This is a genomic window from Nocardia sp. A7 (assembly GCF_046549215.1).
Lineage (GTDB): Bacteria > Actinomycetota > Actinomycetes > Mycobacteriales > Mycobacteriaceae > Nocardia.
The window spans coordinates 1,707,715-1,733,797 of the sequence record NZ_JAJPWE010000001.1; the positions used below are offsets into that span (position 1 = coordinate 1,707,715).

General features: G+C 67.2%; 28 protein-coding genes and 1 riboswitch. Of the genes, 14 read left to right on the plus strand and 14 right to left on the minus strand.

Going from position 1 to position 26,083, the window contains the following annotated elements; genetic code table 11:
- Positions 1-33 precede the first annotated feature (33 nt).
- The 6 genes from ACLJPD_RS07685 to mnhG are packed head-to-tail and all read left to right on the plus strand — an operon-like array spanning position 34 to position 5,893.
- Positions 34-2,823, plus strand: a complete 2,790-nt coding sequence (locus ACLJPD_RS07685; protein ID WP_410871098.1) for a Na+/H+ antiporter subunit A — start codon at positions 34-36, stop codon at positions 2,821-2,823.
- Positions 2,820-3,203 carry a Na(+)/H(+) antiporter subunit C gene (locus ACLJPD_RS07690; RefSeq protein ID WP_410871100.1) on the plus strand — a complete coding sequence of 128 codons (384 nt, stop codon included), beginning with the start codon at positions 2,820-2,822 and terminating at the stop codon, positions 3,201-3,203. Before ACLJPD_RS07685 ends, ACLJPD_RS07690 begins: the two co-directional genes overlap by 4 nt.
- Positions 3,200-4,795 (plus strand): Na+/H+ antiporter subunit D, encoded by a 1,596-nt coding sequence (locus ACLJPD_RS07695; RefSeq protein WP_410871102.1) that lies wholly within the window; start codon positions 3,200-3,202, stop codon positions 4,793-4,795. The genes ACLJPD_RS07690 and ACLJPD_RS07695 overlap by 4 nt, the downstream gene beginning before the upstream one ends.
- Complete coding sequence (locus ACLJPD_RS07700; RefSeq protein ID WP_410871104.1) at positions 4,792-5,337, plus strand: Na+/H+ antiporter subunit E; 546 nt, start codon at positions 4,792-4,794, stop codon at positions 5,335-5,337. The genes ACLJPD_RS07695 and ACLJPD_RS07700 overlap by 4 nt, the downstream gene beginning before the upstream one ends.
- Positions 5,334-5,594 carry a monovalent cation/H+ antiporter complex subunit F gene (locus ACLJPD_RS07705; protein ID WP_410871106.1) on the plus strand — a complete coding sequence of 87 codons (261 nt, stop codon included), beginning with the start codon at positions 5,334-5,336 and terminating at the stop codon, positions 5,592-5,594. Before ACLJPD_RS07700 ends, ACLJPD_RS07705 begins: the two co-directional genes overlap by 4 nt.
- Positions 5,591-5,893, plus strand: coding sequence for a monovalent cation/H(+) antiporter subunit G (mnhG, locus tag ACLJPD_RS07710; RefSeq protein ID WP_410871108.1), 303 nt, complete (start codon positions 5,591-5,593; stop codon positions 5,891-5,893). Before ACLJPD_RS07705 ends, mnhG begins: the two co-directional genes overlap by 4 nt.
- On the opposite strand, the gene ACLJPD_RS07715 is transcribed toward mnhG, so the two are convergent.
- The 5 genes from ACLJPD_RS07715 to ACLJPD_RS07735 form a co-directional block, all read right to left on the minus strand.
- Positions 5,890-7,242, minus strand: coding sequence for a DUF5933 domain-containing protein (locus ACLJPD_RS07715; RefSeq protein ID WP_410871110.1), 1,353 nt, complete (start codon positions 7,240-7,242; stop codon positions 5,890-5,892). The genes mnhG and ACLJPD_RS07715 overlap by 4 nt on opposite strands.
- Positions 7,243-7,292: 50 nt before the next feature.
- Positions 7,293-8,435: a glutamate--cysteine ligase gene (locus tag ACLJPD_RS07720; RefSeq protein WP_410871112.1), complete on the minus strand. Its 1,143-nt coding sequence runs from the start codon at positions 8,433-8,435 to the stop codon at positions 7,293-7,295.
- A gap of 10 nt (positions 8,436-8,445) precedes the next feature.
- Positions 8,446-9,141: a superoxide dismutase[Cu-Zn] gene (sodC, locus tag ACLJPD_RS07725; protein ID WP_410871114.1), complete on the minus strand. Its 696-nt coding sequence runs from the start codon at positions 9,139-9,141 to the stop codon at positions 8,446-8,448.
- Positions 9,142-9,230: 89 nt separating this feature from the next.
- Entirely contained in the window at positions 9,231-9,788 is a 558-nt protein-coding gene (locus tag ACLJPD_RS07730; protein ID WP_410871116.1) for a LytR C-terminal domain-containing protein, read from the minus strand.
- A 42-nt stretch (positions 9,789-9,830) separates the two neighbouring features.
- The gene (locus ACLJPD_RS07735; RefSeq protein WP_410871117.1) at positions 9,831-10,157 is read right to left on the minus strand and encodes a DUF3263 domain-containing protein; all 327 of its coding nucleotides are present in this window, start codon (positions 10,155-10,157) and stop codon (positions 9,831-9,833) included.
- Between the two features lie 172 nt (positions 10,158-10,329).
- Here ACLJPD_RS07735 and ACLJPD_RS07740 point away from each other — a divergent pair, with 172 nt between their 5' ends.
- From ACLJPD_RS07740 to ACLJPD_RS07775, 8 genes are all read left to right on the plus strand, one after another.
- Positions 10,330-10,920 (plus strand): peptide deformylase, encoded by a 591-nt coding sequence (locus ACLJPD_RS07740; protein ID WP_410871119.1) that lies wholly within the window; start codon positions 10,330-10,332, stop codon positions 10,918-10,920.
- Positions 10,910-11,869, plus strand: a complete 960-nt coding sequence (locus ACLJPD_RS07745; protein WP_410871121.1) for a GNAT family N-acetyltransferase — start codon at positions 10,910-10,912, stop codon at positions 11,867-11,869. The genes ACLJPD_RS07740 and ACLJPD_RS07745 overlap by 11 nt, the downstream gene beginning before the upstream one ends.
- Before the next feature lie 22 nt (positions 11,870-11,891).
- A complete protein-coding gene (locus ACLJPD_RS07750) occupies positions 11,892-12,701 on the plus strand; it encodes an exodeoxyribonuclease III (protein WP_410871123.1) in 810 nt (269 codons plus the stop codon).
- 73 nt (positions 12,702-12,774) lie between these two features.
- Positions 12,775-13,974, plus strand: a complete 1,200-nt coding sequence (locus ACLJPD_RS07755) for a homogentisate 1,2-dioxygenase (RefSeq protein WP_410871124.1) — start codon at positions 12,775-12,777, stop codon at positions 13,972-13,974.
- Between the two features lie 5 nt (positions 13,975-13,979).
- Positions 13,980-15,188 (plus strand): fumarylacetoacetase, encoded by a 1,209-nt coding sequence (gene fahA, locus ACLJPD_RS07760; RefSeq protein WP_410871126.1) that lies wholly within the window; start codon positions 13,980-13,982, stop codon positions 15,186-15,188.
- 125 nt (positions 15,189-15,313) lie between these two features.
- Complete coding sequence (locus ACLJPD_RS07765; protein ID WP_410871128.1) at positions 15,314-17,572, plus strand: MMPL family transporter; 2,259 nt, start codon at positions 15,314-15,316, stop codon at positions 17,570-17,572.
- Positions 17,573-17,646: 74 nt separating this feature from the next.
- Positions 17,647-17,767, plus strand: a riboswitch (TPP riboswitch).
- Positions 17,764-19,404, plus strand: a complete 1,641-nt coding sequence (gene thiC / locus ACLJPD_RS07770) for a phosphomethylpyrimidine synthase ThiC (protein WP_410871130.1) — start codon at positions 17,764-17,766, stop codon at positions 19,402-19,404. It overlaps the preceding riboswitch by 4 nt.
- A gap of 63 nt (positions 19,405-19,467) precedes the next feature.
- A complete protein-coding gene (locus ACLJPD_RS07775) occupies positions 19,468-20,259 on the plus strand; it encodes a thioesterase family protein (protein ID WP_410871132.1) in 792 nt (263 codons plus the stop codon).
- On the opposite strand, the gene ACLJPD_RS07780 is transcribed toward ACLJPD_RS07775, so the two are convergent.
- The 9 genes from ACLJPD_RS07780 to ACLJPD_RS07820 form a co-directional block, all read right to left on the minus strand.
- On the minus strand, positions 20,256-20,762 hold the full coding sequence (locus ACLJPD_RS07780; RefSeq protein WP_410871134.1) for an SRPBCC family protein: 507 nt from the start codon (positions 20,760-20,762) through the stop codon (positions 20,256-20,258). The two genes, ACLJPD_RS07775 and ACLJPD_RS07780, sit on opposite strands and share 4 nt — an antisense overlap.
- A 15-nt stretch (positions 20,763-20,777) precedes the next feature.
- A complete protein-coding gene (locus ACLJPD_RS07785; protein WP_410871136.1) occupies positions 20,778-21,107 on the minus strand; it encodes an ArsR/SmtB family transcription factor in 330 nt (109 codons plus the stop codon).
- The gene (locus tag ACLJPD_RS07790) at positions 21,097-21,531 is read right to left on the minus strand and encodes an SRPBCC domain-containing protein (protein WP_410871138.1); all 435 of its coding nucleotides are present in this window, start codon (positions 21,529-21,531) and stop codon (positions 21,097-21,099) included. Before ACLJPD_RS07790 ends, ACLJPD_RS07785 begins: the two co-directional genes overlap by 11 nt.
- Before the next feature lie 70 nt (positions 21,532-21,601).
- The gene (locus ACLJPD_RS07795) at positions 21,602-22,060 is read right to left on the minus strand and encodes an MFS transporter (RefSeq protein ID WP_410871140.1); all 459 of its coding nucleotides are present in this window, start codon (positions 22,058-22,060) and stop codon (positions 21,602-21,604) included.
- Positions 22,061-22,187: 127 nt separating this feature from the next.
- Positions 22,188-23,183, minus strand: a complete 996-nt coding sequence (locus ACLJPD_RS07800) for an ABC transporter substrate-binding protein (RefSeq protein WP_410871142.1) — start codon at positions 23,181-23,183, stop codon at positions 22,188-22,190.
- Positions 23,184-23,259: 76 nt separating this feature from the next.
- A complete protein-coding gene (locus tag ACLJPD_RS07805; RefSeq protein WP_410871144.1) occupies positions 23,260-24,003 on the minus strand; it encodes an ABC transporter ATP-binding protein in 744 nt (247 codons plus the stop codon).
- A gap of 49 nt (positions 24,004-24,052) precedes the next feature.
- A complete protein-coding gene (locus tag ACLJPD_RS07810) occupies positions 24,053-24,859 on the minus strand; it encodes an ABC transporter permease (RefSeq protein WP_410871146.1) in 807 nt (268 codons plus the stop codon).
- A gap of 67 nt (positions 24,860-24,926) precedes the next feature.
- Positions 24,927-25,337 carry a VOC family protein gene (locus tag ACLJPD_RS07815; protein ID WP_410871148.1) on the minus strand — a complete coding sequence of 137 codons (411 nt, stop codon included), beginning with the start codon at positions 25,335-25,337 and terminating at the stop codon, positions 24,927-24,929.
- Between the two features lie 98 nt (positions 25,338-25,435).
- The gene (locus tag ACLJPD_RS07820; RefSeq protein WP_410871149.1) at positions 25,436-26,083 is read right to left on the minus strand and encodes a TetR/AcrR family transcriptional regulator; all 648 of its coding nucleotides are present in this window, start codon (positions 26,081-26,083) and stop codon (positions 25,436-25,438) included.

Below are 26,083 nucleotides of genomic sequence, written 5' to 3' on the forward strand. Positions count from 1 at the left end.
TACTCGACCGCTACCTACCCGACGGAGGGGGAGTTGCTAGCCGTACTGCTCGTTCACGCACTGGCGGCCTTGCTGGCCCCGCTGTGCGTACGAGTGCTCGGCCGCAACGCTTTCTACCTGCTGGCGCTGGTCCCGCTCGGCAGCCTGGGCTGGGTGTTCGCGCACTGGGGAGACACCGTGCGCACGCAGGTGCGGTGGGCGCCGCAGATCTCGATGGACATCGATCTGCGATTCGATTCCCTCGCCGCGGTGATGTGCACGCTGGTGCTCGGCGTCGGCGCGTTGATCCTGGCCTACTGCGGCCGCTATTTCGAGCGCGACGAGGCCAGGCTCGGGGTGTTCGCGGCCGAGCTGACCGGGTTCGCCGGTGCCATGTTCGGGCTTGTCGTCAGCGACAACATGTTGCTGCTCTACGTGTTCTGGGAAATCACGACGGTGCTGTCTTTCCTGCTCGTCGGGCATTACGCCGAGCGTTCGGTCAGTCGAAGGGCCGCGATCCAGGCGCTGCTGGTGACGGGCGCCGGCGGGCTGGCGATGCTGGTCGGGATCGTGATCCTCGGGCTGCGCTACGACAGTTTCCTGCTCTCGGATGTGCTCGCGGCGAGCTCGGTCCCGGCCGGGAGCGCGGTGTCGGTCGGGGTCGGCTTGGTCTTGCTCGGGGCGATCAGCAAATCCGCGATCGTGCCGCTGCACTTCTGGTTGCCCGGCGCGATGGCGGCGCCGACGCCGGTGAGTGCGTACCTGCACGCCGCCGCGATGGTGAAAGCCGGTATCTACCTGGTTGCCCGGCTGGCGCCCGCCCTCGCGCAGACACCCCCATGGCATCTGCTGCTCCTGCCGCTCGGCATCGCGACGATGCTGCTCGCGGGGTGGCGGGCGATCCAGGTGCACGATCTGAAGCTGGTGCTGGCGTTCGGCACCGTGAGCCAGCTGGGTCTGATGATCACGATGATGGGCATCGGGACCCCCGATGCGGCGCTGGCCGGGCTCGCCCTGCTGGTGGCGCACGGGCTGTTCAAGGCGTGCCTGTTCATGGTGGTCGGCATCATCGATCACGGCGCGGGCACGAGGGATCTGCGCAGGTTGTCCGGGCTCGGTCAGCGCGCGCCGGTGCTGTGCGCGATCGCGGTGCTCGCCTCGCTCAGCATGGCCGGACTGCCGCCGTTGCTCGGGTTCGTCGGCAAGGAGTCCGCGCTCGGCGCACTGTGGTCGGCCGAGGTGTTGAGCCCGCCGGTGCGGTTCGCCCTGCTGGCGGGCGTCACGGTCGGTTCGGCGTTCACCGTCGCCTACAGCCTGCGATTCGTCTGGGGCGCTTTCGGAATCACCGCGAATCCCGAGCGCGCGGTCACCTGGCACGCACCAGGCCCGCTGCTGCTCGGCCCGCCCGCCGTGCTCGCGGTGGCGGGACTGGTCGGCGGTCTCGGCGCGCCCGCCGTCGATCACTGGCTGAGCCCCTACGCGGCATCGCTGCCCGGCGTCCTCGACACCCATCTCGCGCTCTGGCACGGCGTCAACGGACCGCTCGCGCTGACAGTGCTGGTCGTCGCGGCCGGTGTCGCGCTGTTCCTGATCCGCGGCCGGATCGGCGAACCCGCCCACCCACGTCTCGGCAACGCCGATCGCAATTACGACGCCGCCCTGCGCGCGATGGATCGACTGTCCTCGCGCATCACCGGAACCGTGCAGTCCGGGTCGCTGCCCGCCAGCCAGGCCACCATCTTCTGCACGCTGATCATCATGCCGACGATCCTGCTCGCGGTCGGTACGCGAACGGGAGTGCGACTGCGACTGTGGGATTCGCCCCTGCAGGCCGCTATCGGCGCGATCATGATCGCGATGGCGTTGGCCGCCACCCTTTTGCACAACAGGTTGGCCAGCGTGCTCGTGGTCGGCGTGACCGGTTACGGGTGCGGTGTGATCTTCGCGCTGCACGGCGCTCCCGATCTGGCGTTGACCCAATTCCTGGTCGAGACACTGACTCTGGTGGTGTTCGTGCTCGTGCTGCGCGCGTTCCCCGCCGAGATCGCCGAAAGCCAGGGCACGGCCTTCAAATTCCGCCGGGCCCTGCTCGCCCTCGCCGTCGGCATCACCGTTCCCGTACTCGCCGCGTTCGCCATCGCCGCCCGGCACGGCAACCCGATCTGGCACGCCATCCCCGACGCGGCCTACCGGATCGGCGGCGGCAAGAACGCGGTCAATGTGCTGCTGGTCGACATCCGCGCCTGGGACACCCTTGGCGAGATCTCGGTGCTCGTCGTCGCCGCGACCGGCGTCGCGTCGCTGGTCTTCCGCAGCCGCCGCTTCGGCAGCGCACCCCGCGCCGCCGATTCACCGAACTACGACCCCGACGCGGTGAGCTGGCTGCCCGCCGCCCGTCTCCTTGATCGCCGCGACCGCTCGATGGTCCTGCAGATCACCACCCGCCTGGTCTTCCCCACCATCATGATGCTGTCGGTGTATTTCTTCTTCGCCGGCCACAACGCGCCCGGCGGTGGCTTCGCGGGTGGCCTGGTCGCCGGGCTCGCGCTGACCCTGCGCTACCTCGCCGGCGGGCAGTACGAGCTGGGCGAAGCGCTCCCGGTCGACGCCGGACACCTGCTCGGCACCGGCCTCGCCCTCGCCGCGGGCACCGCGACTGCCTCGCTGCTGCTCGGCGCGCCCCCGCTGTCCTCCACGATCATCGAGGTGACGCTGCCGATACTGGGCCACCTCAAACTGGTCACCGCCCTGTTCTTCGACCTCGGCGTCTACCTGGTGATCGTCGGGCTGGTGCTGGACGTGTTGCGCAGCCTCGGCGCCCGCCTGGACAAGGAATTGCGATGAGCGCCAATCTCGTTCTGCTGGTCACCATCGGCGTGCTCACCGCGTGCGGTGTCTACCTCCTGCTGGAGCGGGTGGTGTCGAAGATGCTGCTCGGGATCCTGCTGCTCAGCAACGCGGTGAACCTGCTGATCCTCACGATGGGTGGCCCGGACGGGGAACCCCCGATCCTCGGCAGCTCCGACACCTCCCCCGACGGCATGGCCGACCCACTCGCCCAGGCGATGGTGCTCACCTCGATCGTGATCACCATGGGCGTGGCGGCTTTCGTCCTGGCGCTGGCCTATCGCGCCTACATGCTGACCACCACCGAAGACGTCAGCAAGGACCCCGAGGACGCCCAGGTCGCGGCGGGCCGCGAACGGGAGGATCCCGAACTGTGACCCTGTCCCCGGATCTGCTGCCCGCCATCGCCGCACTGCCCGTGCTGGTTCCGCTGCTCGCCGCGGCGGCGACGCTGGTGTTCGGTCGCCGCCCGCGCCTGCAGGCGATGATCACGCTGACGGCGCTGTCGGTGGTGCTGGTGATCAGCGGGCTGCTGCTGTATCTCGCCGACCGCGACGGCACCACCGCCGTGCAGGTTGGCGGCTGGCCGACGCCGATCGGCATCACCCTCGTCGTCGACCGGCTCAGCGCCGCCATGCTGCTGGTCTCGGCGTTCGTGTTGCTCGTGGTGTCGATCTACGGTGCGGGACAGAATATTTCCGACGGTGGCGAACTCCAGCCGACCTCGATCTACCGCCCCACCTATCTGATCCTGACCGCTGGCGTGTCGACCGCGTTCCTGGCCGGTGACCTGTTCAACCTGTTCGTCGGCTTCGAAATCCTGCTCGTCGCCTCGTTCGTGCTGCTCACCGTCGGCGCCACCGAGGAACGGATCCGCACCGGCATCGCCTATGTGATGGTGTCGATGGTGTCGTCGCTGATCTTCCTGATCGGCATCGGCCTCACCTACGCGGCGACGGGCACCCTGAATCTCGCGCAACTGGCCGTGCGCCTGGAAGCGACACCCAGTGGCGTGCGCACCGCCTGCTACGCGGTGCTGCTGGTGGCGTTCGGGATCAAGGCGGCGGTGTTCCCGCTGTCGAGCTGGCTGCCCGACTCCTACCCCACCGCGCCCGCTCCGGTCACCGCGGTGTTCGCGGGTCTGCTCACCAAAGTCGGTGTGTACGCGATCATCCGCACCCATACGCTCTGGTTCCCGGACGGGGCGTTCGACGACATCCTGCTGGTGTGCGGGCTGGCCACCATGATCGTCGGCATCCTCGGCGCGATCGCGCAGACCGATATCCGGCGACTGCTCTCGTTCACGCTGGTCAGCCACATCGGTTACATGGTGTTCGGCATCGGCCTCGCCACCACCGCCGGGCTGACCGGTGCGGTGTTCTACGTGGCCCACCACATTCTGGTACAGACGGGGCTGTTCCTCGCTGTCGGCTTGATCGAACGGCAGGCCGGGTCGGTGTCGTTGCGCCGGATCGGCGGACTGGCGACCGCGAGCCCACTGCTGGGCGTGCTGTTCCTGATCCCCGCCTTGAACCTCGGTGGCATTCCACCCTTTTCGGGATTCATCGGCAAGGTCGCGCTGCTGGAGGCCGGTGCCGCCGAAGGCAGCGTGCTGGCCTGGGTGCTGGTCGCGGGTTCGGTGATCACGAGCCTGCTCACGCTGTACGCGGTGGCGCGGGTGTGGAGCAAGGCCTTCTGGCGACCGCGCGAAGAGGCACCCGAAGGTCATCTCACCGCGGCGAATCTGCCGACACTGGTGGAGGATTCGACCGATATGTACTACGAGGACCGCACCGATCCCGGCCGCATGCCCGTGCTGATGGTGCTGGCCACCGCCGGACTCGTGTCCGCCGGACTCGCGCTCACCGTGTTCGCCGGACCGGTCCTCGGCATCGCCGAACGCGCGGCCACCGACCTGAACGACCCGTCGGTGTACATCAACTCGGTCCTGGGACCGGTGCAGCGATGAGCCGACTCATCAACCGCGACAACGCTATTCGCGTCGGCGTGCTGATCTGGCTCACCGCCGTCTGGGTCGCGCTCTGGGGCGATCTGAGCGCGGCCAACGTCCTCGGCGGTGTGGTGGTCGCGCTGATCGTGGTCTTCGCGCTGCCCCTGCCACTGGTCCCGGTGGTCGGGCGCTTCCATCCGCTGTCGTTTCTCGAATTGATCATTGTCAGTATCTATTACGCGCTCGAATCGAGCCTGCAGGTGGCCTGGTTCGCCATCCGGCCCAGCGGACCGCCGGTCTCCGGCGTGCTGCGGGTGCACCTCGGCATCCAGTCCGATCTGGTGCTGGTGATGTGCGCCGACCTGCTCAACCTGATCCCCGGCACCATGGTCCTCGAACTCGACCGCGCCCGGTGTGTGGTCTACGTGCACGTACTCGATGTCGGCACCGACGAGGCGGTGGTGAACTTCTACCGCACCACCCGGCGCCTGGAACACCTCATGATCAACGCCTTCGAACGACCAAGCGAACGGCGCCGCCCCACGGAGGTACAGCCATGACCATCGTCGCCATCATCGCCGCCGTCCTGCTCGCCGCCGCCGCGGTGATCACCAGCTACCGCGTCCTCGCGGGCCCGAGCACCCTCGATCGGGTCGTCGGCATCGACTCGCTGATGGCGATTTCCGCATCCGGGCTCGCGGTGTGGGCCGCCTACAGCGACGACACCACCGTGATCCCGGCGATCGTGGCGCTCGCGCTTGTCGGTTTCCTCGGCTCGGCCGCGGTCACCCGATTCCGGGTCAGTGACGACCGGTGAGCGTCTGGGAATGGGTGTCGGCGATCCTGATCCTGACCGGCTGCGCGCTCGCGTTCACGGCGTCGATCGGCATCGTCCGCTTCCCCGACACCCTCACCCGGATGCACGCGGCCACCAAACCGCAGGTGGTCGGCCTCATGCTGGTGCTCGTCGGCACCGGCATCGATATCCGCGGCGACGTCAACGTCTGGATGCTCGTGCTCACCGGCCTGTTCACGATCATCACCGCCCCGGTGGTCGCCCATCTCATCGGCCGCACCGCCTACCGTGAACAACGCCACCGCGATGGGTTGTTCTAGGCAGCGGGTGTCGGGATGCGCTCGATGGCAGGTGCGGGAGCGGTGGCGAACCATGTGTGGTGGAAGGCGACGGCCACCGCGGCCAGCAGCCCGATGACGATCGCACCCGCCGCCACGGGGTATTCCGCCATCGGCACCGCCAGGTACCGATAGGACAGCAGCAGCCCGGCGAACACCGCGGTACCGAAGCCGACCAGCTGAATCCGGAACGCTCCCCAGCCCCGCTCGGGCGCACGCAACGCCGACTCGACCGTCAGGCACAGCACGGCGCCCGCCACCAGGTCCACGCCGTAGTGGTAGCCGAAGCCGAGCGTCGCGGTGACCGTGGCGGCCAGCCAGAAGGCCCCGCCCCAGCGCATCCAGATCGGCGCGCGCGAGCCGTCGATATCGCGACGGGTGTGGATGAACAGCGACAGCGCCCACGCGGTGTGCATCGAGGGCATGCAGTTGCGCGGGGTGAACTCGTCGAACGGCAGGGCGGACGGATTCGCATCGATCGGTGGCAACGCGGCGGGCCAGAAGTTGCCCACCTCGAAGCCGTGTCCGTCGGCACCGAACGCGAACATCGGCCCGACCACCGGGAACAGCACATAGAACAGCGGCCCGACCAGCCCGAGCACCAGGAAGGTACGCACCAGATAGTGGGTCGGCCACTGCCCGGTCGTCACCACCCTGCGCAACTGCCACACCGCCACCGCGATCGCCGCCACCGGCAGTTCGATGTAGACCCAGTGCAGCACCGCGTACACCTCGGGTCCGAGCACATCGAGCACCCGCCCGAGCACCCATGACGGATCACCGAGCGCGTGATCGGCGAGCAACGCGTATTCGTCGAGCACCGTCGGCCGCACCGCCGATGTCAGGTGCAACCACACATCACCGACCTTGGTGGCCAGCACCAGCAGCGCACCGAGGGCCACGGCCTTCAACGCGTTGAAGCGTTCACGCCCTTGCCAGCGCACCGCCGCGATCACCGCGAGCCCGGCCAGCACGATCGTCGGCCCGTTGCCGACCACGAACGGCTTGCCGTCGATCAGCCGCAGCGCGACCCACACCGCGTCGATCCCGATCGCGACTGCCAGCGCGAGCACCCGCCTGCGCGCGGAGATCCCGACCAGCGCGAGCACCAGACCCGCCCACGGCACCGACATCGACTTCGGCGTGCCGACGAAGTCACGAGCCAGGCTGGCCAGCGGACCGTCGAAACCCATGATCCAGGCCGTGACCTGCAGTCCGATGAGCAAGGCGAGCACCGCGCCCACCGCGGTGCCTGCGAGTATCCGTGGTTCGCGCAGACGGGAACCGAGAGTGGCACCCCCCGCCACAGTGCGTGGTTGTTCGACAAGCATCCGACCATCGTAAACGGCGGGTTAACGACAGCCCACCGCGCAGCTGAACGCTATTGATCCAGCTCGCGCACCAGCGCGTCGACGACCGCGACCATATCGCCCTGCGTCTGCGCGGCTACCCGGCGTTGCCGCTGGTAGGAGGCACCGTGGCGGGGAATGTCGGCCACCGAGGCCAGCTCGTCGGCACAGCCGAGACGCTTCGCGGTCGGCTCGAGCCGGTTCAGCAGCTCGGTCAGATCGTCGGTGACCAAACGCTCATTACTGGCATCGTCGACGATGATGATGGCGTCGAGCCCGTAGCGCGCGGCCCGCCATTTGTTCTCCTGCACGTGCCAGGGCGGCAGTGTCGGCAGCGTCTCGCCGTTTTCGAGGCGCTGGTCCAGGTCGACGATCAGGCAGTGGATCAGCGCGGCCACCGCGGCGAGTTCGGCACGGCTGGACAGCCCGTCGCACACCCGCACCTCGATGGTGCCCCACTTGGGGGCGGGCCGGATGTCCCAGTGCATGCCGCCGAGTTGTTCGAACACACCGGTTTTCATCTGGTCGTGTACGAAACCTTCGAACTGGTGCCAGTTCTCGAACTGGAACGGCAGCCCGGCGGTCGGCAACTGCTGGAACATCAGCGCGCGATTGCTGGCGTAGCCGGTGTCGTCGCCGGACCACATCGGCGAGGACGACGACAGCGCGAGCAGATGCGGATACGACAGCAGCAGCGAGTTCAGGATCGGAAAGACCTTGTCCCGGTGCGAAACTCCTACGTGCACGTGCACACCCCAGATGAGCATCTGGCGGCCCCACCACTGGGTGCGCTCGATCAGTTCGTCGTAATGCGGTGAGCGCGTGAGCTGTTGGGCCGACCATGCCGCGAACGGATGGGTGCCCGCGCAGAACAGGTCCACACCGAGCGGATCGGCCGCCCGGCGCACCGCGTCCATGGTGCCGCGCAGGTCTTCCACCGCCCCGCCGACCGTGTCGTGCACCCCGGTCACCAATTCGACTGTGTTGCGCAGCAATTCCTTGGTGACCTGCGGAGTGCCGTCGTGCGCGCGCAGGTCACCGACCGCGTCGAACACCGCCGAGGCAGTGTTGGACAGATCACGCGTCACCTTGTCGACGAGCGCGATCTCCCATTCGATGCCGATGGTCGGCCGGGGCGAACCGCGAAACGGAACCGACTCGAATCCCCCAGCCATGCGTTTCTCGCTAACCGACCACGCCGCACGCCACCCGGGCGCCCGCATCGCCGGTGCTCAGGGTGGTCTCGTCCGGGCCGGTGCCACCCTCACGCGTGTAGCGCGGGGGGATGTTGCCGAAGTTGTCCGCGCCGCCGTGGATGATCAGCGCCTTGCCCTTGACCGCGTCGAGGGTGACCGTGTCGGTCCGGGTGACCAGCTTCGCGGAGCCGTCGGCACCGACCTGCAGCGAGGTGAGGTCACCGCTGGCCGGGTGCGCGGTGGCACCGCCGACCTGCAGATGCCCGCCGGCCGAGGCGAAGTCACCCTCGCAGGTGCCGTTCTGGTGGAAGTGCAAACCGTGGAAGCCGGGGGTGAGACCGCGTGCCTCGACGGTGACGACCAGGTGGCCACCTTCTTGGACGATGGTCGCGGTGCCGACCTCAGCACCCGCACCGTTCTTGAGCGAGGTCTTCAGGCCGCCTGCCACGCCACCGTGATCGTCGCCGTGGCCGGGGGCCGCGGTCGCCGACGATTCGGCGTGACCGCCACCGTGGCCGCCGCTTTCGCCGCCGGGAGCCGCCGAGCTGGTCCACACCGGCGGCGTGGTGCCCTTGACGTCACTCGACTCCTGGCTGTTGGAGCACGCAGTGAGCCCGAACGCGGCGACCGCGAGCAACGGGGTCACAATGCGCCAGGACGGGCGACGAGTTGTCGACGTGGCCATCAGGAGACTCCTTATCGGACTGGGGCTATACCGCTCAAGATGATGCCACAGCGGCGAGACGACCTACGGCACCGCGTGCCGCGCCCGGTTCAGCGACCGGTCAGCACGACGACAACGCCCGGCGAGGTGTCCCCCGTCTTGGGCGCGACCGTCCCGCCGACCTGCTCGGCGATCTCGGTGGCCGCGGCCTTGTCGCCCGCGCCGCCGCCGTAGTACACGGTGGTGGTGGTCAGGTTCGCGCCGCTGTAGTTGCCGGTGCTCACATTGGTCCAACCCGCCGCGCCCAGCTCGCTCGCGGTTCGCGCGGCCAGGCCGGCGACCAGGCTGTTGTTCAGCACCTTCACCGACACAGCCTGATCCGGGCCATCCGCCGCGGCGGTGGTGGTCGGGGCGGTGGTCGTCGGCGCGACGGATGTCGTCGTGGTCGCGGCAGCCGCGCTGGTGGTCGTCGGCGCAGTCGTGGTGGTCGGTGCCTGCGCGACCGCGCTGGAGGTGGTGGTCTCGGTCGGCTCCGCGTCGGCTGCCACGGCATCGGAGTTCGACAGCGACATCGCACCCAGACCGGCGAAGACAATGGCCAGCGCGATCAACACCATCGCCAGCGCGCGCAACGGCGGGCCGCCGGGAGTGGGGTTCGGGTTGCTCACCCGCTCAACCCTAGTCGCAACCGAGGGTGTGTGGCCGTCATGTCAGACCTGGAAACCGAGTTTGCGCGCGGCACGCGACTTCTGCCTGCTGGCCCGCAGTCGGCGCAGCCGCTTGACCAGCATCGGGTCGGCGGCCAGCGCGGCGTCGGAGTCGACGATCGCGTTGAGGACCTGGTAGTACCGGGTGGCCGACATGGCGAAGAGTTCGCGGATCGCGTCTTCCTTGGCGCCCGCGTATTTCCACCATTTGCGTTCGAAATCCAGGATGTCGAGCTCGCGGCGGCTCAGACCGGTGCTCTCGTCGGCCGCCGAATCCTGTTCGCCCGCAGTGTGGCCGTCGGAGATGTGCCGAGCTGCTGCGCCGTCCATCTTGCTCCCTCGCCGAGTATCACGAGATGGGTGAATACCGTCGTCATTCAACCATGGGTGCCCCCGATCCTTCGACCCATGTCACGGCGTGTTGACTGAAGGCCAGTAGGGGTGTCGCGGGCCACAGGGGTCCGCCGATCACGCGCCCGCGCCAGCGGCGATAATGGCGACCATGGCAATTCTCCCGATCGTGATCGTCGGTGACCCCGTTCTCCACACCCCCACCGCGAAGGTGACGGAGACCCCAGCGGAACTGGCCGAGCTGATCGCGGATATGTACGACACGCTCGAAGAGTCGAAGGGTGTCGGCCTCGCCGCCAATCAGGTCGGCGTCGGCAAGCGACTGTTCGTCTACGACTGCCCCGACTTCGACGCCACCGGCAACCCGATCCGCCGCAAGGGCGTGATCGTGAACCCGGTGCTCGAGACCTCCGCGATCCCCGAGACCATGCCCGACCCCGATGACGACGAGGAAGGCTGCCTGTCGGTGCCCGGCGAGCAGTTCCCGACCGGTCGCGCGGACTGGGCGAAGGTCACCGGGACCGACGAGAACGGCGAGCCCGTGGAACTCGAGGGCACCGGCTTCTTCGCGCGCATGCTCCAGCACGAGGTGGGCCACCTCGACGGCTTCCTCTACGTCGACGTGCTGATCGGCCGCAATGCTCGGGCCGCCAAGAAGGCCATCAAGCGAAACGGCTGGGGCACACCGGGTTTGAGCTGGATCCCGGGCACCGTCCCCGACCCCTTCGGCCATGACGACTGACATTCCACTCGGGCGGCGCGTGGTGATGCGGTACCAGCTGCCCGCGGGTTATCCCCAGCCGCTCACCGATGTGATCGGCGAACTGGTGTCACTGACGCCGCCGTCGGTGCGGACCGCCGAGGGCGAGTTGGTCTCGGTGTCGGCTGATCGCGTTGTCGCGCTGAAAGCGCTGGGGCCGAGGCCTATTCGCACCAAGGAGATCCGGTCGCTGGAGACCGCGGCGGCGATGGCCTGGCCAGGCAGCGCGCATCTGTGGATCGACGGTTGGCTCGTCCGGGCGGGTAACGGTTACACCGGGCGCGCGAATTCGGCGGTGCCGCTGGGTGAGTCGGGTGTGCCAGCGGTGTTGTCGATCGACACCATGCGCGAGATCGCGGACTGGTACACGAGTCAGGGGTTGCCGCTGCTGCTACAGCTGCCCGACCGGCTCGCGCCCGTCCCGCCGACCTGGAACACCTGGAGCGAGACCGTTGTCCTCGGGCTCGACATCGCGAATTTCGTGCTGCCGCAAGGACCGTCGATGGTACGCATCGCCGGCGAGCCTGAGGACGGCTGGCTGCGCACTCATCGCTACCGTGGCGAGATCCCCCTCGACCCGTCCGTGCGCGAACCGGATTTCGCGGTGCTCACCTCGGTCTTGGACGGCACCCTCGGTTTCGCCTCACTCGGCCTGCCCGAACCCCTGTCCATCGGCCGCGGCGCGGTGACCACCGCCCCCGACGGCCGACGCTGGGTCGGCCTGACCTGTGTGGCCGTGGCGACCGCGCACCGCCGCAAAGGCCTCGGCGCGCTGCTGTGCGCCGAACTGATCCGCTGGGGCGCCGAGCAGGGCGCCAGCCACGCTTACGTCCAGGTGGAGGTGGGCAACGCCGGCGCACTGGCCCTCTACCGCGAACTCGGCTTCATCGAACACCACGCCTACCGCTACGCCGCCCCGCAGAATCATTAGCTTCGAAAGGACAACCGCCACCGTGCGTCTCGCCACCTGGAACGTCAACTCGATCCGGTCCCGCGTCGATCGGGCGATCGCGTTTCTGGACCGCCACGACATCGATGTGCTGGCGTTGCAGGAGACCAAGTGCCGTGACGATCAGTTCCCCTTCGAACAGTTCGAGGCCGCGGGGTACGAGGTGGCGCATGTGGGGCTCAATCAGTGGAACGGGGTCGCGATCGTGTCGCGGGTCGGGCTCACCGATGTCGAGTTCGCGTTTCCCGATCAGCCCGGCTTCGACAAGGACGCCGGCGATTCGCTGATCGAATCGCCGGTGGTCGAAGCGCGCGCGCTCGGCGCGACCTGCGGCGGGGTGCGGGTGTGGAGCCTCTACGTCCCCAACGGGCGCGCGCTCGCCGACCCGCACTACACCTACAAACTGAACTGGCTCTCAACCTTGCACGCGAAGGCGGCTGGCTGGCTGGCCGAGGACCCCGAGGCGAAGATCGCGCTGGTCGGCGACTGGAATATCGCCCCCACCGACGACGATGTCTGGGCGCCGGAACTGTTCATCGGCAAGACCCACACCTCAGCGCCCGAACGCGAGGCCTTCCAGGCCGTGCTCGACCTCGGCTTCCGCGATGTGATGCGCCCGTTCGCCCCCGGCCCCGGCGTCTACACCTATTGGGACTACACCCAGCTGCGTTTCCCCCGCAAGGAGGGCATGCGCATCGACTTCATCCTCGCCTCCCCCGCCCTCGCCGACCAGATCAAGGACGCGTCGGTGGACCGCGAGGAACGCAAGGGCAAGGGCGCCAGCGATCATGCTCCGGTGATCGCGGAATTCTGACGGATTTTCCGCGCGTTCTCGGTTACGTTGGAGGGAGAAATTTCAGCCTGCGACGTAGCGGGAGGTTCAGCCGATGTTCTATCGCCGGGTTGGTGCGGTGCCGCCGAAGCGGCATACGCAGCATCGGGATGAGCGGGGCAACCTCTGTTACGAAGAGCTGATGGGCGAGGAGGGCTTCTCCGGGGACTCCTCGCTGCTCTATCACCGCGCCCTGCCGCCTGCGATCGTCGACGCGACCGTCTGGGAGCTGCCCGACCAGACCTTGACGCCGAATCATCCACTGCACCACCGGCATCTGCGGCTGCCCCTGCTGTTCCCCGGCGATACGGCGGTGGCGACCGACCCGGTCACCGGGCGCAGGCTGCTGCTGGCCAATGCCGATGTGCGGATCTCGTACGTGGTCGCCAAGGGCGCGTCCCCGCTGTACCGCAATGCCATCGGCGACGAACTGGTGTACGTGGAATCCGGTGCGGCCGTGGTGGAAAGCGTCTTCGGGATCCTGCCGGTACGCCGAGGCGACCAGGTTCTCATGCCGCGGGCGACGACCCACCGCTGGCTGCCGATGGGCGAGGAACCGTTGCGCGCGTATGTGATCGAGGCGTCGAGTCACATCACCCCGCCGAAGCGCTATCTGTCGAAATTCGGTCAGCTGCTGGAGAATTCGCCGTACTGCGAGCGAGATCTGTACGGCCCACTCGAATTGCTGCTCGTCGAGGAGACCGACGTGGAGGTGCTGGTCAAGCATCGCGCGGGCAACGAGGTGATCGGCACCAGGATGACGTACGCGACGCATCCGTTCGATGTCGTCGGCTGGGACGGCTGCCTGTACCCGTACACCTTCAATATCGCCGATTTCGAACCGATCACCGGCCGCGTGCATCAGCCACCGCCGGTGCATCAGGCCTTCGAGGCCACCAATTTCGTCATCTGCAATTTCGTGCCGCGCAAGGTCGACTATCACCCACTGTCGATTCCCGTGCCGTACTACCACTCGAATGTGGATTCCGACGAGATCATGTTCTATTGCGGCGGAAACTATGAGGCGCGCAGGGGGTCCGGCATCACCCAGGGTTCGGTGTCGGTGCACCCTGGTGGTTATGCGCACGGCCCACAGCCGGGCGCTTACGAACGCAGCATCGGGGCGGACTTCTTCGACGAACTGGCCGTGATGGTGGATACGTTCCGGCCGCTACAGCTCGGCGAAGGGGCGCTGGCCTGTGAGGATCCCGCCTATGCGTGGACGTGGTCAGGTCGTGGGCCGGGGCTCGGATGAGTGGCATGAGCGACGCGGAGCGGTTGCGCGTCGAGGTACCCGCGGACTCGCTGTTCGGGCCGGAGAATATGCCCTACGGTGTTTTCGCACCGCCCGACGGCGATTTCCGAGTCGGTTGCCGGTTGGGCGATACGGTGCTCGATCTGGCTGCGCTACTGAATGATTCGGTGTTCGCGCGACCCGAGATGAATGCCTTTCTCGCGCAGGGTCCCAGCCGTTGGCGCGAGGTCCGCGAAAGATTGCGCGCGTTCGCCGATACCGCGCTGCCGGTCGATGCCGTGTATCCCGTGTCTTCGGTGCGCATGGCGCTGCCGGTGCGGATCGGCGACTACGTCGATTTCTACGCCAGCATCGACCACGCCACCAATCTCGGCAGACTCTTCCGTCCGGACAGTGCACCGCTGCTGCCGAATTGGCGGCATCTGCCGGTGGGTTATCACGGCCGGGCAGGCACCGTCGTCGTGTCGGATACGCCGATCATCCGGCCCCGAGGACAACGCCGAACAGGTTCCGGCACAACAGATTTCGGTCCGTCCGAGCGGCTGGATATCGAGGCCGAACTGGGCTTCGTCATCGGCACCGGGTCCGTCCTCGGCGCACCGGTCACCATCGACGAATTCACCGAGCATGTTTTCGGTGTCGCCCTGGTCAACGACTGGTCGGCGCGCGATATCCAAGCGTGGGAGTACCAACCACTCGGCCCGTTCCTCGGTAAGTCCTTCGCCACCTCGATCTCGGCCTGGATCACGCCGCTTGCCGCGCTGACCGAGGCCCGCGTACCGCTGCCGACACAGGACCCCGAACCCCTCCCGTACCTGCGCGGCGTCGGCGACTTCGGCCTCGACATCGACCTGTCCGTCGCCTGGAACGGCGAGGTCGTCGCCCGCCCGCCCTACGCACGGATGTACTGGTCCCCCGCTCAGATGTTGGCCCACCTCACCGCGAACGGCGCCTCGATCCGCCCCGGCGACCTCTACGCCTCCGGCACCATCTCCGGCCCCGAGCCGACTCAACGCGGCTCCTTCATCGAACTGTCCTGGGGTGGAACGCAACCCATCACCGTGGACGATCAGCAGCGCACATTCCTTGCCGACGGCGACGAGGTGACGATCACGGCCACCGCCCCCGGTACGGACGGGAGACCGATCGGCCTCGGGAGGGTCAGCGGACGAATCCTGCCCGCGCACGGGTCAACCACAGCGGGTCCGCGGTAGCGTCCACCCAGGGGCGGAAATGGTACTCGATCCATCTCCGCCCCGAGGCGGTATCGGGCAGATTCGGGCGCGGGATACGGTGACGGTTCGAACGTTTCCAGCAGTTCCCGACAAAAGGCCCGACGATGTTGACGAGAATCGCCCGCACCGCCGTTGCCCGACCACGGTGGGTGGTCGCGGTCGCGCTGTTACTGATGGTCCTGTGTGGCGCGATCGGCGCCACGGTGAACTCGCACATGAAATCGGGCGGATTCGTCACCGATGATCTCGATTCGGTGCAGGCCAGCCAATATCTCAGCGACCATTTCCCTGGCAGCGAGCCCAATTACATCCTGACGATCTCCACCGAGGACGTGGCCGACTCCGGTGCCGCGCGCTCGGCGGCCGACCATGCGATCGCCGTCCTCGACGCACATCCCGAGATCGTCAGCGGCGTGCAGTCGTACTGGACCGCGCGGCCCGACCTCAAACAGGCGATGCTCAGCAAGGACGGCAAGCACGCGCTGATCCTGGCCAGTATCGAGGGCGACGATGCCGAGCTGCCCGTTCGGGCGGCGATGCTGAGCGAGGAACTGCAGGTCGAGAGCGGTCCGGTCACTGTCAAGGCCGGCGGGCTGGCCGCTTCGTTCGCCGATATCAACACCCAGATCAGCAAGGATCTGATCATCGCCGAGGCGATCGCGATCCCGATCACCGGTCTGTTGCTCGCCCTGGTGTTCGGCAGTCTCATGGCCGCCGCGCTGCCGATCGCGATCGGGCTGTTCGCCATCGCGGCGTCGCTGGGCATTCTGCGCGTGCTCACCGCCCTGACCGATGTGTCGATCTTCGCGCTGAACATGACCACGGCACTCGGACTGGCGTTGGCGATCGACTACAGCCTGTTCATCGTCAGCCGGTATCGCGAGGAATTGACCGGGGGCGCCACGCCGACGGCCGCGGTGACCCGCGCGATCCAGACCGCCGGTCGCACGGTCGTGTACTCGGCACTTGTCGTCGCGCTCTCGCTGTCGGCGCTGCTGGTGTTCCCGCAGTACTTCTTCAAGTCGTTCGCCTACGCGGGCATCGCCGTGGTCGCCGCCGCCGCGGCCGCCGCGGTGATCGTGCTGCCCGCGCTGCTCATCCTGGTCGGCCACCGCATCGACGCGGGCGACCTGCGCGCACCGATGCGGCGACTGTTCCGGCTGGCTCCGCGGACGGAAAAACAACCGCGCCAGACGTTCTGGTACCGCCTCGTCGTCGCGGTGATGAAACGGCCGATGTCGATCGCGCTGGCCACCACCGCGTTCCTGCTGCTGCTCGGTTCGCCGTTCCTCGGGGTCCAGTTCGGCTACCCCGACGACCGGTCGCTGCCCACCGGCGTCGCCAGTCGCGAAGTCGGCGACATCCTGCGTACCGAGTTCGACGCCGACCTCGCCTCGAGCGCGACCATTGTGCTGCCCGAATTCCGTGGCAGCGCAGCAGAGCTCGATACCTACGCGCGCGATCTGTCCAAGGTGCCCGACGTGCCTGCCGTGCTCAGCAGCGCGGCGGTGTACCGCAACGGGATGCGGGTGGCCGCGGGCGTGCCCGAGATGACGGACGCGCAGCACGGCGCCTACCTGTCGGTCGCCACCTCACTCGACCCCTACTCCGACGCGGGCGGCACCCAACTCGACACCTTGCGCGCCGTTGCCGCCCCATCGAAAGCCCTGATCACCGGCCCGGCCGCACTCAACCAGGACTCGGTGAACGCGATCACCGGCAAACTGCCACTGGCGGGCGCGCTGATCGCGCTCACCACGCTGGTGCTGCTGTTCCTGTTCACCGGCAGCGTGGTGTTGCCGATCAAGGCACTGATCCTCAACATCCTGTCGCTGGCGGCGACGTTCGGCGCGATGGTGTGGATCTTCCAGGAAGGCCACCTGTCGGGGCTGCTCGGCTTCACCGCCACCGGCACCCTCAACCTGGCCATGCCGATCCTGATGTTCAGCCTGGCCTTCGGTGCGTCCATGGACTACGAGGTCTTCCTGCTCTCCCGGATCCGCGAGGAATGGCTGGCCGGGCCGAAGACCACCGAGGGCAATACCGAGGCCGTCGCGATGGGCGTGGCCCGCACCGGGCGCATCTTCACCGCCGCCGCCTTGCTGATGAGCATCGTGTTCCTCGGCGTCGCCACCTCCGGTGTGTCGATGATGAAGCTGTTCGGCCTCGGGTGCGCACTCGCGGTGATCAGCGACGCGACGGTCATCCGCGGCCTGCTCGCACCGGCGCTCATGCGGATGATGGGCACCTGGAACTGGTGGGCACCGAAGCCACTCGCGATGCTGCACAACAAGTTCGGGCTCGATGAAGCCGAGGACACCACCCATGACGCGCCGAAACAGCTCGACTCGGCGTCGGTGTAACGAGCCTGGCGCGCGATCCGTCCGGTCCATCCCCGGGCGGGTCGCGAACACCTGCGGGTAACGTCGGCGGGGCAATTCACACGAACGGGGGCTCGCACCAGCGGGCTGAGAGGACGGCTAGCCCAATCGGGCGTCAGGGCCGTCGACCGTATGAACCTGACCGGGTAATGCCGGCGTAGGGAGAAACAATCATGGGCTCGAGCACGTCTTCTGACGGGACGGTCGACACCGTCACCACCGGTCCGATCCGGGGCAGCGTCAAGCACTACCAGGAGGTTGACGGCCTGCGCATCCCGGTTCGCCGCATCAATCTCACCAACGGCGACCACTTCGATGTCTTCGACACCAGCGGCCCGTACACCGACGACAACGCGGTGATCGACCTCGAAACCGGCCTGCCGAAACTGCGCGACGAATGGGACAGGCCCACCGTCGAAGGCCCGCGTACTCAACTGCACTGGGCTCGCCAGGGCATCATCACCCCCGAGATGCGATTCATCGCCGCCCGCGAGGGTGTCTCGCCCGAGCTGGTGCGCGACGAGGTCGCGCTCGGTCGTGCGGTGATTCCGGCCAACCACCACCACCCGGAGCTCGAGCCGACCATCATCGGCAAGAAGTTCCTGGTCAAGATCAATGCCAATATCGGCAACTCGGCGGTGTCGTCGTCGATCGCCGAAGAGGTCGAGAAGATGGTGTGGGCGGCCCGCTGGGGTGCCGACACCATCATGGACCTGTCCACCGGCAAGAACATCCACGAGACCCGTGAGTGGATTCTGCGCAATTCGCCGGTCCCGATCGGCACCGTCCCGATCTACCAGGCGCTCGAGAAGGTGAACGGTGATCCCACCCAGCTCACCTGGGAGATGTACCGCGACACCGTGATCGAGCAGTGCGAGCAGGGTGTCGACTACATGACCGTGCACGCGGGCGTGCTGCTGCGCTATATCCCGCTCACCGCCAAGCGCGTCACCGGCATCGTCTCGCGCGGCGGATCCATCATGGCCGCTTGGTGTTTGGCGCATCACCAGGAATCGTTCCTGTACACGCACTTCCGGGAACTGTGCGAGATTCTCGCGAAGTACGACGTGACCTTCTCCCTCGGCGACGGCCTGCGTCCCGGGTCCATCGCCGACGCCAACGACGAGGCCCAGTTCGCCGAACTCCGAACCCTGGGCGAGCTCACCAAGATCGCGAAATCCTATGGCGTGCAGGTGATGATCGAAGGCCCCGGTCACGTGCCGATGCACAAGATCGTCGAGAACGTGCGTCTCGAGGAAGAGCTGTGCGACGAGGCGCCGTTCTACACCCTCGGGCCGTTGGCCACCGATATCGCGCCCGCCTACGACCACATCACCTCGGCCATCGGCGCCGCGATCATCGCCAAGGCGGGCACCGCGATGCTCTGCTACGTCACCCCCAAGGAGCACCTCGGCTTGCCCAACCGCGACGACGTCAAGGTCGGCGTGATCACCTACAAGATCGCCGCCCACGCCGCCGACCTCGCCAAGGGACACCCGCACGCCCAGGACCGCGACAACGAATTGTCCAAGGCCCGTTTCGAATTCCGCTGGCACGACCAGTTCGCGCTCTCGCTCGACCCGGACACGGCCCGCGAGTACCACGACGAAACCATGCCCGCCGAACCCGCCAAGACCGCCCACTTCTGCTCGATGTGCGGTCCGAAGTTCTGCTCGATGCGCATCTCCGCCGATGTCCGCGAGTACGCGGAGAAACAGGGCCTGACCGATGTGGCCGCCATCGAGGCCGGCATGGCGGCGAAGTCCGCCGAGTTCGCCGACCAGGGCAACAAGGTATATCTGCCGGTCGTCTGACCCGGTGCTGCCCGCCCGGGCCGACCGGGCGGGCAGCGAGCAGGTCGGGGTAACGTCGGCGAGGTGTCCGATGCCTTCTATCTCACCGACCCCGCCGACCCGAATCGGTACATCTCGACCGAGCTGACGCGCGGCCCGTGGTCGCCGGACGCCCAACACGCGGGACCGCCCTCGGCGCTGCTCGGGCACGTGATCGAGCGGTGCGAGCCGCGGCCGGGATTTCAGGTCGGGCGGGTCGCCGTCGAGATTCTGGGGCCGGTGCCGCTGGCTCCGCTGACCGCGCGGGCGAAGGTGGTGCGGTCAGGGCGCAGTGTCGAACTGGTCGAGGCGACGTTGTCGTCGGAGCGTGGGCCGGTGATGCAGGCCACGGCGTGGCGGCTCAAGCTGGCCGAGCCCGCGCTCGACCTGCCAACGGAGTTCCTGCCCACCGGTAATCGGCCGCTGCCCACCGCGTCGGAGCCGTCGTCGTTCCCGACCGATCACGAGATCGGATTCCACACCGGCATCGAATATCGCTTCGCTACCGGGTCTTTCGGTGAGCCGGGTCCCGCGGTCTGCTGGATTCGGTTGAAGTATCCGATCGTGGCAGGCACCACCCCGAGCCCGCTCGAGCGCGCACTCGCCGCCGCTGATTCCGGCAACGGTGTGAGTGCCGTCCTAGATTGGTCGAAATACCTGTTCATCAATACCGACCTGACTGTCACCCTGCACCGACAGCCGGTCGGCGAATGGGTGTGCCTGGACGCGGTCACCCATCCGCAACCGCACGGCATCGGCCTCGCCGAATCGGCGCTCTTCGACGAGACCGGGCCACTGGGCCGCAGCACCCAGACGCTGCTGCTGGCACCGCGCTAGGGACGCGGCTTCACCAGGTCGGTGTTGCCGTGCTTGAGCAGTTCGGAATCGAAGGTGCTGTCGGTGCGGAACGGGTCACCGGTGCCGGTGGTGATCAGATCGTGCAGGCTCTTGGTGATGTAGCCGCCCCAGGCATTGGCGCACACCTCGTAGCATTCGTCGGCCGGGCGCAAACCCACATGGGTGAAACGGATTTCGGTGCCACCGTCGCGTTCGACGATGTCGAAAACCACGTCGGTGTCCTCCCATTCGGCGGTGTCTTCGATGAAGGAGATGTGGCTGTCGGTGACGTGCCAGACCAGACGCTTGCCGGGGATCGACTCGGTGGTGGTCATCGTGCAGCGATGCGCGCCAGGGACCTCGAAGCGGTAGCTGTCGCCCACGGTGCCCGTGGTGCCTTCGATCGTTTCGTTCCACCAGCCGCGAACATTGTTGATCGCCGCGAACGCCTCCGCGGGCGTGGCGTCGACGTTGGTGGTCGCGGTGAAGTTGTTGTCGCTCATTGCTTTTCCTTCGGTTCAGCCATCCAGATGTCTTCGGAGGGCGTCGAATGGACCGTCCCAGTCGCGGGCCATGGCGGCCAGGAACTGCTGGGCCACTTGCATGGGGGCGGAGTCGAGGCGGTAGCGCACTCTGCGCCGCTCCCCCGGTTCCGCGATCACCAGACCCGCATCTGACAGCAGGACAAGGTGTTTCGCGATCGCCTGTCGGGTGATGGGCAGGCGATCGGCGAGGTCTGTCGCGGTGGCGGGCCCGTCGGCGGCGAGGGCGGCCAGCACCGCTCGCCTGCTCGGATCAGCCAGCGCGACGAAGACCCGTTCGGCTGTAGCCTCTAACTCAGGCCGCATCGAGGTACTCGACCAGCTCACCCAGTTCGCTCTTCCAGCCACCGATATTGCCCTCGAACGCCTCCTTGTAGGCGTCTTCGGACAGCTGCGCGAAACCGGTCTCGACCACGGTCAGCCGCGTCCCAGCGCCGACCGGCTCGAGCGTGAACTCCACATAGGTGCGTCGCGGATCCTCGTCGGGCAGCCCGTTGATCGGCCAGGTATAGCCGAACACCGTCGGCTCTTCGACCCGCTCCACCCGCATATTCGCGACTTGCTCGCCCTCGTTCCACGTCATCCGCGCCGCGCCCCCGGGCCGCAGATCGATAGTGGCGGCATTTCCGAACCAACTCCCGAGCCCCTCGGCCGTCGTCAGCGCCGCCCACACCTTCTCCGGCGGGTGCGCGAGCTCGACAGTCCGCACGATCTGATCAGGGAATCCCATGACGCCTCCTCTATTTTGCAACCGATTGGTTGCCATTCAGAGTATTGCAACCTTCGGGTTGCGTCAAGGATCAATGGCCGCCGGTGACGCGGAACCCCCTGGGGACCAGCCAGACCGTTCCGACGGCCACCACCGCGACCACCACGGCCGAGATGTAGGACGTGGTGGTGAGCGCGACATCGAAGGCGTGGCTCGAGGACACCAGAACCAGCGCGACCACCGGATAGGTGGTGGGTTCCGGGCTCACCGCCAGCAGCAGGAAGCCGAGCGCGACCGCGCCGAGGAACAACAACTTTCGCCCCACCCGGTCACCGAGCGCACCGGTGGTGATGAGCAACCCGCCGAGCACGAGCCCGTAGATGTCGATGATCCACAGCTGTTCCAGCGGCCCGACCTGGAGATCGTCGATCAGCGACGGCAACGCCACATTGAGAATCGTGGCGTCCATCGCCACCAGCAACAGACTGGCGCACAGGACCCCGAGCATGGCCCACCTGATCGCGCCGTACGTCTGCGTCGTCTCACCCACCGCGCCACCTCACCGTCCGATTCCTGGTCATAACCGGTATCCGGATCAGTAGCACGCGATCCACCCCTGAACCTACCCAAACACCCCGCCCGGGCCGGGTAACCCTGATGTGTCCCGCCCCCGGCACCTACCCCTTGTCGAACCGGGTGTCGACGTAGGACTTGAAGTCGACCTTGCCGGGAATTGCCTTGGCCTTGGTGAAGGCGTCGGCGATCTCCTGCTCGGAGGCGATGACCTGGTCGGAAAGCTTGATCGGCTCCTTGATCGAGCGGGTCCAGGTGGTGCGGGAGGCGTCGACGCTGATCTGGGTCAGTTCGGCGTACTTGGTCGACCAGGTGTCGAGGTTGTCCGATGACCATTTGGTTGCGGCGGCGTAGCGCTGGAAGAAGTCGGTCAGGGCGGCGGATTTGCCCGCGTCGGCGATGGTTTTGTTGCCGGCTACCCAGAAGTTGTAGCCGTTGGCGGCCTGGTCGGCGGTGGCGATCGACTTGGCGCCGGACTCCTTTTCGGCGATCGCGGTGTAGGGGTCCCAGGTGGCCCAGGCGTCGACGTCACCTCGGGTGAGCGCGGTGTAGCCGTCGCCGGGGGCGAGGTAGACCGGCTCGATATCGCTCAGCGACAGGCCCGCCTTCTGCAGTTGCAGGAGCAGGTTCGCGTTGGCCGAACTGCCCTTGTAGACAGCGACTTTCTTGCCTTTGAGTGCCGCGACGGACCCGATGGTCGAGTCCTTGCCGACCAGGATGGCATCGCCCTTACCGGTCGCCGAGAGTGCGCCGACGATCTTGATATCGGCATCGGCCGCCGCGCCGAAAATGACTGGGGTATTGCCTGTTTGAGCGATATCGATGCCGCCCGCACTGGCGGCTTCGACCAGCGGCAGACCGGCGGTGAAAGTGGAGAATTCGATCTTGTAGGGCAAGTTCTCCAGCTGACCCGACGCCTTCAGCAATACCTCGATCGAAATCGCTTTCTGGTCACCGACTTTCAGCGTGACAGTGCTGAGGTCGACCGGCCCCGACGGCGCGGCCTCGGTCGCCGCGTCGTCGCCGCAGGCACTCAGGGAGAGCGCGGCGACGACGGCGAGGGCCAGACCGGTCAGACGAGATTTCGGAGTGCGTTTCACGGGAACAACTTTCGTGCGTGGGTGAGGACGGAGTTCGGTCGCGCAGCGCAGGACCGACAGGTTCCAGGAACGAGCGTCAATTCGTGACACCGAGCAGGGCGAGCAGGCGGGTCGCGTACTCGGCGACTTCCGGTGCGGCGCCGGTGCGTGGGCGCGGCAGGTCGATGGGCACCTCGGCGGCGATGCGGCCCTCGTCGAGTACCAGCACGCGGTCGGCCAGGGTGATCGCTTCCAGCACATCGTGGGTCACGAGGAGTACGCCGAATTCGCGCTGGGCGTGCAGGCCGAGCAGCAGGTCGTGCATGGTCAGTCGGGTCAGGGCGTCGAGGGCGCCGAAGGGTTCGTCGAGCAGCAGCAGGGTCGGCGCGGCCACCAAAGCCCGTGCCAGTGCGGCACGTTGGGACTCGCCGCCGGACAGCGTCAGCGGCCACGCATCGGCGCGACCGGCCAGGCCGACCTCGGCGAGCAGCTCACGCGCGGCCTTCTCGTCGGCACGGCGATCGCGCGGCTTGGACCTGCCGAGCGCGACATTGCGGACCACCGGCTGCCACGGAATCAACCGTGGTTCCTGGAAGACGATCGTCGGCCTGTCATCGACGGAAACCTCACCGCGAGTGGCGGTGTCGAGCCCACTGAGGATCCGCAACAGCGTGGACTTGCCCGATCCGCTGCGGCCGACCAGCGCGACGATCTCGCCCGCGCCGATCTCGAGATCGATCCCATCGAGCACGGTGCGATCACCGAATCGCTTGCTGAGACCGGTGATTCGCGCGGCGGCCACACGGGCCGATGGCGGGGAGATGGGGGTGACAGTCGTCATGATGGGAACCTCGCGATCGAACGGCGGCGGGTGGCGGAAGCAACATCCATCAGCGGTGCACCGCCGGGCGCCAGCGCAGTGCACGACGTTCGAACAGTCGCACGATCGAATCGGTGAGCAGGCCGAGCAGGCTGTAGACCACCAGGCCGAACACCACGATGTCGGTGCGCAGGAATTCGCGCGCGTTGTTGACGACGAAGCCGAGACCCGCACTGGCGTTGATCTGTTCGGCGACGATGAGCGAAAGCCAGGCGATGCCGAGGCTCTGCCGGGCGCCGACCAGGATCTGTGGGAGGGCACCGGGGAGGATGAGCAGCCGCAGGCGTTCGGCGAGGCCGAGGTGCAGGGCGCTGCCGAGTTCGAGCAGCTTCGGGTCGAGTTGGCGGATGCCCGAGAAGGTATTGAGGTACAGCGGGAAGAACACACCGAGCGCGATCAGGTAGACCTTGGGTTCCTCGCCGATCCCGAACCAGATGATGAACAGCGGGATCAGGCCGAACAGCGGAATGGTGCGGATCATCTGCAACGGCGGATCGACCGCGTACTCGCCGATCCTGCTCAGGCCCGCGAGCACCCCGAGCACCAGCGCCAACACCGCGCCGAGCGCGAAACCGTACAGCGCGCGCTGGCCGGAAACCAACAGCGCCTCGCCGAGCTGGCCGGACCGGTAGGTTTCCAGACCCGCGTCGAATACCGCCGACGGCGCGGGCAGTTTCTTGGGCGGAATCCACCCACTGGTGCTGCCGACCTGCCAGACGAGCAACAGCACGAGCGGCGACAGCGCACGCAGAAAGCCCGGGCGGCGGTACAGCGGGATCCGTCGCTCGTCGGTTTCGGTGGGCCTGTCCAACAGCATGCGAGCATGGTGCCCGCCCAGCGGCCCGCGCCGACAGGGTTCAAATCAGCTCGAGGGTTACTCCGCGCTAGCCCGCACGGCTCGAGATCTGCTGGACGCCCCAGCTGTTGCCGTCGGGATCGCTGAAGAAGACGAAGCCGACGTTGTCGAGCGGATGCGGAACCGGCCGCGGGTTCTCGCCGAGCTCCTGCACCTCGGTGACCTCGACGCCACGCGCCACGAGTTCGGCATGCGCCTGCTTGATATCGGGCACCACGAGCTGCAGGCCCTTCAGCGAGCCGGGCGGCATGTGCGGCACCGCCCCCTTGCCGATGACGATGGAGCAGCCCGAGCCGGGTGGGGTGAGTTGCACGATGCGCACGTCATCGGAGATGACGGAGTCGTGGTCGACGACGAAGCCGAGCTGACGGGAGTAGAAATCCTTGGCCCGGTCGATATCGGAAACCGGGACGATCACAACTTCGAGTGTCCAGTTCACTACGCGCCTCCGCGTGGTAGTCCAGCTGAGTCACCGAGTCTGCCACCACGAACATCGCCCGGTCGAGTAATCCCGAGGTGTCCCTACCGAACATCCCGTCAGGACCGACGCTCCCACCGCCAAGCGAACTCACCCGCGGCAGGAGGCGGACCTGGAAGCTCCCCCTCCGCGGTCAACCCGGCCACCATCAGCGCGAGTACCCGTTGGCGCAGTTGAGCGGTCCGAACCGGATCAGGCATGGCGACAGCCGAGCAAGCCTCGAGAATCAGCCCGACATCGAGAGCATCGACATCGGCCCGCAGTCGCCCACTCGCATGTGCCCGGCGCACCAACTCCGCACCGACCTCCCCCGAATGCACCACGTCGGGCAACATCGATTCATCGGGCGTGAACGTGCCGGCGAGGCGAACAGTGAGCGAGTGCACGTCGGCCTCCACAACCCGTTCCAGAAATCCGACAAACCCCCGCCAGCCATCCGAATCCGCCAGCGCGGCATCACCTTCCGCGTTGAACCGCCGTAGCCCGTCGTGGCACAGCGTGCGCAGCAGCACCTCTTTGCTCGGATAGCGGCGGTAGAGCGCACTGATCCCCACCCCCGCCCGCTCGGCGACGGCGGCGATCGGTGCGTTCGGATCGTCGAGGAACACCGCCCGCGCGGCATCGAGGATCAGTCCGTCGTTGCGCGCCGCCTGCGCCTTGCGGCCGGGCAAGCGGGGCTGATCTGCGATTTCGGTCTGCTTCGCCAT